The sequence below is a fragment of the Lysobacter sp. Soil_N_23 genome, from assembly GCF_057656135.1.
Window position 1 is genome coordinate 1 of the sequence record NZ_JBDGKY010000038.1, and the last position, 11,816, is coordinate 11,816.

At 65.0% G+C, this 11,816-nt stretch carries 7 protein-coding genes and 8 tRNA genes; 1 reads left to right on the top strand and 14 read right to left on the bottom strand.

What is annotated here, in order from left to right; genetic code table 11:
- Positions 1–218 precede the first annotated feature (218 nt).
- The 14 genes from AC3A3X_RS17505 to AC3A3X_RS17570 all read right to left on the bottom strand — a co-directional run bounded on the left by AC3A3X_RS17505 (position 219) and on the right by AC3A3X_RS17570 (position 10,691).
- Positions 219–2,198: a peptidyl-prolyl cis-trans isomerase gene (locus AC3A3X_RS17505; RefSeq protein ID WP_487584268.1), complete on the bottom strand. Its 1,980-nt coding sequence runs from the start codon at positions 2,196–2,198 to the stop codon at positions 219–221.
- A 277-nt stretch (positions 2,199–2,475) separates the two neighbouring features.
- Positions 2,476–2,552, bottom strand: a tRNA-Asp gene (locus AC3A3X_RS17510).
- 100 nt (positions 2,553–2,652) lie between these two features.
- Positions 2,653–2,729: transfer RNA gene (locus AC3A3X_RS17515), tRNA-Asp, on the bottom strand.
- A gap of 49 nt (positions 2,730–2,778) precedes the next feature.
- Positions 2,779–2,853 (bottom strand) — tRNA-Val (locus AC3A3X_RS17520).
- 13 nt (positions 2,854–2,866) lie between these two features.
- A complete protein-coding gene (locus AC3A3X_RS17525; RefSeq protein ID WP_158734067.1) occupies positions 2,867–3,139 on the bottom strand; it encodes an HU family DNA-binding protein in 273 nt (90 codons plus the stop codon).
- Positions 3,140–3,346: 207 nt separating this feature from the next.
- Positions 3,347–5,779, bottom strand: coding sequence for an endopeptidase La (lon, locus tag AC3A3X_RS17530; RefSeq protein ID WP_487584269.1), 2,433 nt, complete (start codon positions 5,777–5,779; stop codon positions 3,347–3,349).
- Between the two features lie 246 nt (positions 5,780–6,025).
- Positions 6,026–7,315, bottom strand: a complete 1,290-nt coding sequence (gene clpX / locus AC3A3X_RS17535) for an ATP-dependent Clp protease ATP-binding subunit ClpX (RefSeq protein WP_158734065.1) — start codon at positions 7,313–7,315, stop codon at positions 6,026–6,028.
- A gap of 173 nt (positions 7,316–7,488) precedes the next feature.
- Positions 7,489–8,115 (bottom strand): ATP-dependent Clp endopeptidase proteolytic subunit ClpP, encoded by a 627-nt coding sequence (clpP, locus tag AC3A3X_RS17540; RefSeq protein WP_487584270.1) that lies wholly within the window; start codon positions 8,113–8,115, stop codon positions 7,489–7,491.
- A gap of 165 nt (positions 8,116–8,280) precedes the next feature.
- Positions 8,281–9,576, bottom strand: coding sequence for a trigger factor (gene tig / locus AC3A3X_RS17545; protein WP_487584271.1), 1,296 nt, complete (start codon positions 9,574–9,576; stop codon positions 8,281–8,283).
- Between the two features lie 428 nt (positions 9,577–10,004).
- Positions 10,005–10,089 (bottom strand) — tRNA-Leu (locus tag AC3A3X_RS17550).
- Between the two features lie 111 nt (positions 10,090–10,200).
- Positions 10,201–10,276, bottom strand: a tRNA-Lys gene (locus tag AC3A3X_RS17555).
- A gap of 66 nt (positions 10,277–10,342) precedes the next feature.
- Positions 10,343–10,419 (bottom strand) — tRNA-His (locus tag AC3A3X_RS17560).
- Between the two features lie 51 nt (positions 10,420–10,470).
- A tRNA-Arg gene (locus AC3A3X_RS17565) sits at positions 10,471–10,547 on the bottom strand.
- A gap of 67 nt (positions 10,548–10,614) precedes the next feature.
- Positions 10,615–10,691: transfer RNA gene (locus AC3A3X_RS17570), tRNA-Pro, on the bottom strand.
- A gap of 172 nt (positions 10,692–10,863) precedes the next feature.
- Between AC3A3X_RS17570 and AC3A3X_RS17575 the strand changes: the two genes are divergently transcribed.
- Positions 10,864–11,622, top strand: a complete 759-nt coding sequence (locus tag AC3A3X_RS17575; RefSeq protein WP_487584272.1) for a Bax inhibitor-1/YccA family protein — start codon at positions 10,864–10,866, stop codon at positions 11,620–11,622.
- Positions 11,623–11,816 lie beyond the last annotated feature (194 nt).

The window sequence follows — 11,816 nt, forward strand, 5'->3', positions numbered from 1 at the left end:
GGATGGCCCACGCCCCGCATTCGGACAGGATGTCCGACTAAGGGGCGGAGCAATCCCCGGCCCGGCGGACGACGCCAATCGGAAGCATCAAGCCTCGGCTTCACGCTCGAAGCTTCTCGCCTCACTCCTCGCTCGCGAAGCGCCACGTGCTGCATTGCCCCAAAAGAAAAAGGCCCGGCATTGCCGGGCCTTTCGTACGCATCAGTCGCCAGGCGCAATCAGAGATTACGCTCGACCACCGTCACCTTGACGCGCTTGCGCAACTGCGAGACCAGCGCACGCACGTCATCGGAGCCGCCGATGCGGGCGATCTGCTGCTGCAGCATCTCGCGCTGCGGCACCGGCATCGACGCCACGTCTCCCGGCGTCACCTTGCTCACCGCGAACAGCACGATGCGACCGTCAGCCAGTTGTGCCTGACCCGGCGAAACCTTGCCGGCGACCGGAGCCGGGACGGCGAAGATCGCATCGGCCACGCTGGCCTCGGGTACCGGCGCACCGCGCGGCACGCCCGGCAGCACCTGCGGCGGCGGCAGCTGGCGCGAGGCCGCAATCGCCTCCAGCGTCTCGCCACCGTTGAGGCGCGCAACCAGCGCATCGGCATCCTTGCGCGCGGCCTGGGCACTGCGATCGGCACGCACCGCCGCGATCACCTGGTCGCGGACCTGGGCCAAAGGCAGCGCCCGCTCCGGCGTGTGCGCGGTGACGCGGATCAACACGCTGTGGCCGGGGGCCAGCTCGATCGGATCGCTGATGGTTCCGTCCAGGATCAGGTTGTCGGAGAACGCGGCACGGATCACGGCCGGATTGGCGGCGATGCCCTGCGCGTTGGTGCGCGAGAACGGACCGGCCTTCTGCAACGGGATGTTCATCTCGCGCGCAGCCGGCGCCAGCGAGGACGGATTCTTCAAGGTCAGGTCGACCAGGCGGCTGCTGAACTCGCTGGCCACGCGCTCGCGATCGGCCTCGGCCTGCTCGCGGGCCAGCGCATCACGCACCTGCTCGAAGCTCTCCTGCGCGCCGCTCTTGAGCTCGCGCAACTGGATCACGTGCCAGCCGAACTCACTCTTGACCGGGGAGCTGACTTCGCCCGGCTTCATCGCGAACAATGCGTCCTCGAACGGCCCGACCATCATGCCCTTGCTGACCCAGCCCAGATCGCCGCCAACGGCCTGCGAGCCGCTGTCGTCGCTGTTGGCTCGGGCCAGCGCAGCGAAGTCGGCGCCTGCTGCCTTTGCCTGCGTGGCCAGCTGGGCCGCCTTCTGTTCGGCGGCCTTCTGCGCGGCCGCGTCGGCGCCTTCGGGCACGCGCACCAGGATGTGCGAGGCCAGGCGCTGCTCGGCTTCGATGAAGCGGTTCTTTTCCTGCTCGTAGCGCTGGCGCAGCGTCGCCTCATCGGCCGGCGCCGGGGCCGCCAGCGTCGCACTGTCGATCTCGACGTACTCGATCGCCACCGCTTCCGGCGCGCGGTACTGCGCGGCATGGCCGTCGTACCACTTCTGGATCTCCGCGGCGGTCACCGCAGCGGTGTCGGCGACCGGGGCCGGCAGCGGCAGCACGCTGACATCGCGTTGCTCGCCCATCAGCTGCAACAGGCGGTCCATTTCGGCGGCGGTGACGAAATTGCTGCCGGCCACGCCTATCGACATCATCGACTGCTGCAGGCCTTCGCGCACCTGCTGTTCGAACTGGCGCTCGTTCAGCGCCGGTACTTGCGACGCCAGCGCCAGCTTGTAACGCGCGTAATCAAACTTGCCATCGACCTGGAAACCCGGGACTTCCTGGATCGACTTGCGCACCATCGCATCGCTGACGACCATGCCGTCGCGCTGCGCGGAGAGCTGCTGTACGCGAGCATCGATCAGGTCGTCGAGAATCGCGCGCTTGTTGTCGACGCTTTCGAACGCACGCGCGTCGAACGCCTCCCCCTGCTGCGCACGCTGCTGCTGGCGCGCCTGTTCGAAGGTCCGGCGGAACTCGTCGATGCCGATCGAGTCGTGCTGCCAGAACACCGACACCGGCCAGAACGACGGCGCCGACGGCCACCAGGTCGGCGGCACGTCGATCTTCGCCACCGAGTTGTCGGTGCGCTGGCCGAGGTACTGCTCGATGCCGACGAAGGCGAAAGGAATGATCAACAGGCCCAGGATCACGGTGGCGATCCAGCCCGAGGTCTTGTCGCGAAGTTTCTGCAGCATATCCGGCACGCGTGAGTCGTAAGCCCGACAGTTTAGCGTGCTTGAAGGCTTGCAAACGGGGCCGGCAGTGTAGGAGGCACGGGGCGACCGGGGGCCAGACCGGGGCGGGAAAGCCGCCCGGCGGCGGACCCGGAGCCGCAGAAGGGTTCCGGACGTCCGGACTGTCGGCTGGTCCCAAAAAAAACGCGCCGTTGCCGGCGCGGTTCAAAAGAAGGGCGCCAGAGGCGCGCCATACATGAAGAAAAAAGGGCACCGTTGCCGGTGCCCTCGGTAAAACTGGCGGAGTGGACGGGACTCGAACCCGCGACCTCCGGCGTGACAGGCCAGCATTCTAACCGACTGAACTACCACTCCGCGCTTTGAAACCTGGCTTTGAGGTTCCGCCAAAGACGGAAATCCATTGCCCTTACCCTTTGGAAAACAAAGGCGCCGTTGCCGGCGCCTTTGGCGAAACTGGCGGAGTGGACGGGACTCGAACCCGCGACCTCCGGCGTGACAGGCCAGCATTCTAACCGACTGAACTACCACTCCGCACTTTGAAAACCTGACTCTAAAAGACGTTTCACAAACTGGCGCTTTTTGGTGGGTGCTGAGGGTTTCGAACCCCCGACCCTCTCCGTGTAAAGGAGACGCTCTACCGCTGAGCTAAGCACCCGCGTGCGAGTCGCTTAGTTTACGGCATCCTTGAGCGCCTTGCCAGCCTTGAACGAAGGATTCTTCGAGGCCTTGATCTTGATCGTCTCGCCGGTCTTCGGGTTGCGGCCCTGGCGGGCAGCGCGCTTGCGGACCTGGAACGTGCCGAAGCCGACCAGCGTCACCGTGTCGCCCTTCTTCAGCGCCTTGGTGACGACGCTGATCACGGCGTCGACGGCGTTGGCGGCATCGGTCTTGGACAGCTCGGCAGCTTCGGCGACGGCGCCAACAAACTCAGCCTTGTTCATTCGTTTTGACTCCCTGTGCGGATGTTGCCGCATGTTCTGATAATCGGGACATGCGCCCGATCGACTGGTGCCGCGCAGATGCTGAAGATGTCAGCGATCTGCGCGGTCGCAGCCGTTATACCAGTGGCATTTTGGGGGTGCAAGCCTGAAAGCTAGCTGTGGCGCGGCTTCCAGCGTCATCGACGTGATCGGAACAAGTGCAACCGATCAGTGTTTGAGGTCCGCCTGCGTCACAGTGGCCGAGCCTTCGCGCACCGGTACCTCACCTTGTCCCGATGCCGGCACGGGTGCCAGCGGGCGTTCCAGGGCGATGTCGAGCACCTCGTCGATCCACTTCACCGGAATGATCTTCATGCCCTGTGTCACCGCCTTGGGCAGGTCGACCAGATCCTTGCGGTTCTCGTCCGGAATGATCACGGTGTGGATGCCGCCGCGCAGCGCGGCCAGAAGCTTTTCCTTCAGGCCACCGATCGGCAGCACGCGGCCGCGCAAGGTGATCTCGCCGGTCATGGCGACGTCGGCCTTGACCGGGTTGCGGGTGAGCATCGAGACCAGGGCGGTGGCCATGGCGATGCCGGCGCTGGGGCCGTCCTTGGGCGTGGCGCCCTCGGGCACGTGGACGTGGACGTCCTGCTTCTGCAGGAAATCCAGGTCGATGCCGAGCCGGTCGGTGCGCGCGCGCACGACCGACAGCGCGGCCGAGGCCGATTCCTTCATGACGTCGCCAAGCTGGCCGGTCAGCAGCAACTGGCCCTTGCCAGGCACCAGCGTCGACTCGATCTGCAACAGATCGCCGCCCACTTCGGTCCAGGCCAGGCCGGTCACCAGGCCGATCTCGTTCTGCTCCTCGGCGCGACCGAAGTCGTAGCGGCGCACGCCCAGGTACTTGTCGAGGTTCTTCGAGGTGACGTTGACGGCCGTGGTCTTGGCCTTCTTCGCCTTCGGTCCGGCGAGCGCGATCTCCTTGACCACCTTGCGGCAGATCTTGGCGATTTCGCGCTCCAGGCTGCGCACGCCCGACTCGCGCGTGTAGTAACGCACGATGTCGCGCACCGCACTCTCGGCCACCTTCAGCTCTTCAGGCTTCAGGCCATTGGCCTTGATCTGCTTGGGCATCAGGTAGCGCATGGCGATGTTGAGCTTTTCTTCCTCGGTGTAACCCGGGATGCGGATCACTTCCATGCGGTCGAGCAGCGGGCCGGGAATGTTGAGCGAGTTCGACGTCGCCACGAACATCACTTCCGACAGGTCGAGGTCGACTTCCAGGTAGTGGTCGTTGAACGCGTTGTTCTGCTCCGGATCGAGCACTTCCAGCAGCGCCGACGACGGATCGCCGCGGAAGTCCATCGACATCTTGTCGATTTCGTCGAGCACGAACAGCGGGTTCTTGCTGCCGATCTTGTTGAGGTTCTGCACGATGCGGCCCGGCATCGAGCCGACGTAGGTGCGGCGATGGCCACGGATCTCGGCCTCGTCGCGCACGCCGCCGAGCGACATGCGCACGAACTTGCGATTGGTCGCCTTGGCGATGGACTGACCGAGCGAAGTCTTGCCCACGCCCGGCGGCCCGACCAGGCACAGGATCGCGCCCTTCATGTGCTTCACGCGCGACTGCACCGCCAGGTATTCAAGGATGCGTTCCTTGACCTTTTCCAGGCCGAAATGGTCGGCGTCGAGCACGTCCTGCGCGGCCTTGAGGTCCTTGCGGATCTTGCTGCGCTTCTTCCACGGCACGCCGAGCAGCCAGTCGAGGTAGTTGCGCACGACCGCGGCTTCGGCCGACATCGGCGACATCTGCTTGAGCTTGTTGAGCTCGGCCTTGGCCTTGGTTTCGACCGGCTTGGGCATGCCGGACTCGGCGATCTTGCGGGTCAGCTCGTCGATGTCGTTGGGTGCGTCATCGATCTCGCCGAGTTCCTTCTGGATCGCCTTCATCTGCTCATTGAGGTAGTACTCGCGCTGGCTCTTCTCCATCTGCGACTTGACGCGACCGCGGATGCGCTTTTCCAGCTGCTGCACGTCGATCTCGCCGTCGACCAGGCCGACCAGCAGTTCAAGGCGCGTGCCGATGCCGTGCGTTTCCAGCAACTTCTGCTTGTCGCCGATGCGCACGCCCAGGTGCGCGGCGATGGTGTCGCCCAGGCGGCCGGGCTCATCGATGCCCGACAGGGTTTGCATCAGTTCCGGCGGCAGCTTGCGATTGGTCTTGACGTACTGCTCGAACAGACCCATCAGAGAACGCGCGATCGCTTCGATCTCGCGCTCTTCGCGGTCGTTCTCCGGCTCGACGACTTCGGCCTGGCCGGTGAGCGCGCCACCGGTTTCGGTGACGTCGTGCACGTTGACGCGCGATACGCCCTCGACCAGCACCTTGATCGTGCCGTCGGGGAGCTTGAGCAATTGCAGGACCTGCGCCAGCGTGCCGATCTGGTACAGATCGGCGGCGCCCGGGTCGTCGGTTTCGGCCGACTTCTGGGCGACCAGCAGGATGCGCTTGTCGGCTTCCATGGCCTGGTCCAGGGCATGGATGGACTTGTCACGACCGACGAAGAGCGGGATCACCATGTGCGGGAACACGACGACGTCGCGCAACGGCAGCACCGGCAGGCTCAGCGTCTCGCGTTCTGGTGAGTCGGACATGGGGGGGGAACTCCGGAATAGGCGTGGACGGGCTTGGCGCCCGAGGGATCGGTGGGCTTCAAAGCCCATGGCCACGGTTATGGGGGTCCGCGTGAAAGGATGCAAGCGGCGCGCAGGGAAAGCTGCGGGCCGGTCACAATTAATCCTTATTAATCAGGCAATTAGCACTGAATAAGCGCACATTGACGCTGGCTCCCGGCCGGTCGGCCGGGAGGGGCCGGGCAACCCTCCTTCGGAGGGGCCGGCTCAGTCGGCCGAGGCGACCTTGGGAGCGGCCGGCGGCGTCTGGTAGATCAGGTAAGGCTCGGTCTTGTGGTCGATCACGGACTCGTCGACGACGACCTTGCTGACGTTCTCCAGCGAGGGCAGCTCGTACATGGTGTCGAGCAGAACCGACTCGACGATGGTGCGCAGGCCACGGGCACCGGTCTTGCGCTTGAGCGCCTTGCGGGCGATCGCGGCCAGGGCGTCCGGGCGGAACTCCAGTTCCACGCCTTCCATGTCGAACAGCTTCTTGAACTGCTTGGTGATCGCGTTCTTCGGCTCGGTCAGGATCTTGACCAGCGCCGGCTCGTCGAGCTCCTCGAGGGTGGCGACCACCGGCAGGCGGCCGACGAACTCGGGGATCAGGCCGAACTTGATCAGGTCTTCCGGCTCGACGTCGGCCAGCAGCTTGCCGATGTCGGACTTGCGCTCGCTGCTCTTGACCTTGGCGCCGAAACCGATGCCGCCGGCCTCGGTGCTGCGCTGCTGGATGATCTTGTCCAGGCCGGCGAACGCACCGCCGACGACGAACAGGATGTTGCGCGTGTCGACCTGCAGGAATTCCTGCTGCGGGTGCTTGCGACCGCCCTGCGGCGGCACGCTGGCGACGGTGCCTTCGATCAGCTTGAGCAGCGCCTGCTGCACGCCTTCGCCGGACACGTCGCGGGTGATCGACGGGTTGTCGCTCTTGCGCGAGATCTTGTCGATCTCGTCGATGTAGACGATGCCCTGCTGCGCCTTCTCGACGTCGTAGTCGCACTTCTGCAGCAGCTTCTGGATGATGTTTTCCACGTCTTCGCCGACATAGCCGGCTTCGGTCAGCGTGGTCGCATCGGCGATCGTGAACGGTACGTTGAGCAGGCGCGCCAGCGTTTCGGCCAGCAGCGTCTTGCCCGAACCGGTCGGGCCGACCAGCAGGATGTTGGACTTGGCGAGCTCGACGTCGTCGTTCTTCTGACGGCTCTCGATGCGCTTGTAATGGTTGTACACGGCGACCGCGAGCGTGCGCTTGGCGCGCGTCTGGCCGATCACGTACTGGTCGAGCACCTCGAGGATCTCGCGCGGCTTGGGCAGGTGGCTGCGGGCCGACTGCGCCTTTTCCTCGAGTTCCTCGCGGATGATGTCGTTGCACAGCTCGACGCACTCGTCGCAGATGAACACGCTCGGGCCCGCAATCAGCTTGCGGACCTCGTGCTGGCTCTTCCCGCAGAACGAGCAATACAGAATCTTGTTGCTGTCGCCGGTGCTGCGGCCCTGTCGGTCGTCGCTCATGCTTGTGCCCAAGTGGTGCTTTTGGTGGTGCTCGTGTCAGAACCCGCCCAAGGCTGGACGCGTTCAGGTGCTACGGCCCGAGAATAACACAGCGCCCCGGCCCGCTTCGCGGGCCGGCTCGTTGGCCGAAATGATTGCTGGATCAAGGACTTGGAGAGAATCAGGAGGCTGTCTCAGGAGGTCTGGATCGAGTCATCCGGGCGCCGCTCCAGCACCTGGTCGATCAGGCCGTACTCACGCGCGGCCTCGGCGCTCTTGAAGTTGTCGCGCTCGGTATCGCGCGCGATGGTCTCAAGGGCCTGGCCGGTGTGCTTGGCGAGGATCTCGTTGAGGCGCTGGCGCAGGGTCAGGATCTCGCGGGCGTGGATGTCGATGTCCGTCGCCTGCCCCTGGAAGCCACCCAGCGGCTGGTGAATCATCACCCGCGAATTGGGCAGCGCATAGCGTTTGCCCTTGGCGCCGGCGGCCAGCAGCAGCGCGCCCATCGAAGCCGCCTGGCCAACGCAGATGGTGCTCACGTCGGGCTTGATGTACTGCATGGTGTCGTAGATCGCCATGCCGGCGGTGACCACGCCACCGGGCGAGTTGATGTACAGGCTGATGTCCTTCTCGGGGTTTTCGGCCTCGAGGAACAGCATCTGCGCCACGATCACGTTGGCGACATGGTCGTCGACGCCGCCGACCAGGAAGATCACGCGCTCCTTGAGCAGGCGCGAATAGATGTCGTAGGCACGCTCGCCGCGGCTGGTCTGTTCGACCACCATCGGGACGAGGTTCAAGGCTCGGGTCAGGTTGTCCATGGATTCAACGGCACCTTGGGTCTGGGATTGGGCGCTAACTGGAAGCGTAGTACGGTCAAATTGGGGCCAACCGGACCGGAGCGCAAGGGGCACGCACGCCACTGCCCGCCGACCACGACGGAGTGCACCTTCGCGGTGCCGCCGTCGTGGCGCCGGGCGCAGCGGTTACTGGCGGATCGCCTCGTTGAACGACATCGGCTGCTCGGTGTGCTGGGCGCGCTCGGCGATCCAGTCGATCACCTGCTCTTCCATCACGCGCGACTGCAGGCCCGACATCAGCTGGGCGTCGTTGCGGTACAGCTCGATCACCTGCTGCGGTTCCTCGTAGGTCGAGGCGATCAGTTGCAGGGTCTCGGTGACGCGCTTGGGTTCCAGGCGCAGATCGTTGCGACGAGCGATCTCGCCGACGACCAGGCCGACCAGCACGCGCTTGCGCGCGGCGTCCATGAAGCCCATGTGGGCGTCGGCCGGGATCTCGCCGATGGCACGTCCCTGGCGGCGGGCCTGTTCGATGGTCTGGCGGGCCATGTCGCGCGCTTCGCCTTCGACCACCTTCGGCGGCATCTCGACGTGCGAGTAGGCGGCAATCAGCTGCTCGCCGACTTCACGACGCAGGCGGGTCATCAGCGCCCCCTTGAGCTCGCGCTCCAGGTTGCTGCGGATGTCGGCGCGGAACTGCTCCGCATCGCCGCTGCGCACGCCGAAGCTCTTGATGAAGGCAAAGTCGACCTCAGGCAGCACCGGCTCGGAGACCTTGGTCGCCTTCAGGTGGACCTGGACCGTGCGGCCGGCGAACTGCGGCACGCGCCATTCCGGCGGGAACTCGATGTCGGCAACCTTTTCCTCGCCGGCCTTGAGACCGACCAGGGCCGACTCGATCGCCGGCAGCATGGAGGCCGAACCGATGATCGTGGCACCGCGCTCGACGCCCTCGGCAGGCAGGCGGTCGTCGCCGGCCTGCGACCAGGTCTCGATCTCGACCGCGTCGCCGGCGGCGGCTTCGCGCTCGACCGCGCTCCAGCTGCGGCGCTGCATGCGCAGGTTCTCGATCATCGCGTCGATGTCGGCATCGCTGACTTCGGCGGTATGACGGATGACGTTGAGCTTGGCGACGTCGATGTCGCCGAAGTCCGGCACCACTTCGAAGGTGGCCACGTAGGCCAGCTCAGCGTCCGAAGCCGGGACGATCTGCGGGTTGCCGGCGATCTGCAGCGACTGCTCGCGCACGGCATTGCTGAAGCCTTCGCGCAGCAGGCCGTCGAGAACCTCGGCGCGGACCTGGGCGCCGAAGCGCTGCTCGATCACCTTGGCGGGGACCTTGCCGGGGCGGAAACCCTTGATCTTGGCGCCGCGCGAGATCTCGCGCAGGCGGCCGCCGACCACGGCTTCCAGGCGATCCGCCGGGAGGCTGAAAGTCATGCGACGTTCGAGGTTGCCGAGCGATTCGACCGAAACTTGCATATCCACTCCTGCCACCGCGGCGACCAGCCACGGCACGATGTTGATGATCCTGTCCGACCGCGGCCGCAGCGAAAACGAGCCCGCCGGCCAGCGGAACGGAATAGTTTCGCCGATTACGGGCCGCGCCGCCAGCGTAGTGACGGATTCAGGGAGAGGCGGCTGTGGGGGCCGAACGGGGCCGGCCCGGGCGTCAAAAGCCGGACCCGGCGAGATGGCTACTCGCGAGCGCTCGCTCGATTGCGATGGCCGCCTGCCGGCAGGCATGGGGCGGCAAAAACCTTGGTTCGTTGGGGTCGCTACTCGCGAGCGCTCTCTCAATTGCAATGGCAGCCTGCCGGTACGGCTGGGGCGGCAAAAGCCCGGTTCGTTGGGGTGGCTACTCGCGACGGCTCGCTCAGCCATTTCGGCCGCCTTTTGTTCGGGCGGGCTGGTGCGAAAGGCGGGACTCGAACCCGCACGCCTTGCGGCACTGGAACCTAAATCCAGGGCGTCTACCAATTCCGCCACTTTCGCGCAGCCAGCCCGGGGACGAGACCGTCGCGGCGGCATTCTAGGCCGGAACTCCGACGTTTTGGCGCCGGAAAAGAAAAAAGCACCTGGGGTTGCCAGGTGCTTTTCCGGGATTGGTGGGCCGTCAAGGATTCGAACCTTGGACCTATTGATTAAGAGTCAACTGCTCTACCAACTGAGCTAACGGCCCGGAACAACTTAGGGGCGAAATCATAACAACAAAAATCGATCTCGCCAACATCACGCAACAACAAAGTGGGGTGGCTGAGGGGACTCGAACCCCCGACATCTGGAATCACAATCCAGTACTCTAACCAACTGAGCTACAGCCACCATAAAGCTTGTTTTCGCGGGCTTTTGGCATACATGCCGGCCCACTGGTTTTGGCGCGCCCGGCGGGACTCGAACCCACAACCACCGGCTTAGAAGGCCGGTGCTCTATCCGGTTGAGCTACGGGCGCCAGCGTCGCATCTTAACTGACACTCGAAACTGGCACTCGGCAGAACGACGGTCGAGCACCTGGCGGATGGTCGGGGCAGAGGGATTCGAACCCACGACATCCAGCTCCCAAAGCTGGCGCTCTACCAGGCTGAGCTATACCCCGAGTCCCGGACTTTCGTTGCGCGCCAACGCCGCGAAAGGCCGGCTAGTTTGGGCGGACGACGCGTCCCTGTCAACGACGCGATGCCGCGAACCGACACCACGGCAGCGCGCTCCATGACAACGTGTATGCTCGCCCCGTTCACATTCCATCGATCCGAAACAAGGGGACACCCATGCGCAGCGGCAATCCGGCACTCAAGGACACGACGTTTCTGGACCTCGGCAGCGGCACGGTGGTGCGCCGCGACGGCGATGCCATGACCCTGGCCGGCACCGTCAACAAGACCGGCCTGCTGTTGCTGCTGTGCGTGATCACCGCGACCTTCGCCTGGAGCCAGATCAGCTTCACCGCCGCCGGCGCGGTGGGCGCGGGCCCCTACCTGTGGGGCGGCGCGATCGGCGGCCTGGTGCTGGCCCTGGTCACCGCGTTCAAGAAGGAGTGGTCGCCGGTGACGGCGCCGCTGTACGCGCTGGTCGAGGGCTTCTTCCTCGGTGCGATCTCGGCCATGTACAACCATCGCTTCGAGGGCATCGTGCTGCAGGCGGTGATGCTGACCATCGGCACGCTGTTCGCCCTGCTCTTCGCCTATCGCTCGGGCCTGATCCGGGCGACCGAGAACTTCAAGCTCGGCGTGGCCGCGGCCACCGGCGGCATCGCCCTGCTCTATCTGGTGACGATGGGCCTTGGCATGTTCGGCATCAACGTGCCCTACATCCACGAGTCCGGCCTGATCGGCATCGGCTTCAGCCTGTTCGTGGTGGTCATCGCAGCGATGAACCTGGTGCTGGATTTCGACTTCATCGAGAGCGGCGTGGAACACAATGCCCCGAAGTACATGGAGTGGTACGGCGCATTCGGACTGATGGTCACGCTGGTGTGGCTGTACGTCGAATTCCTGCGCCTGCTGTCGAAGCTGCAGTCGCGCGACTGAGTCCAACTGTCGCAATGAAAAAGGCGCGGTTTCCGCGCCTTTTTTGTGCGCTTGTCTTAAGCGAGGGAGATGTCGAAAACCACGTCCATGGGTTCCCGCAGGGAATGACGGTTATTGGAGCAACGTCGCTGGGTCCCCGCCTTCGCGGGGATGACGGTCTTCTTTAGCCCCTCTCCCGCTTGCGGGAGAGGGGT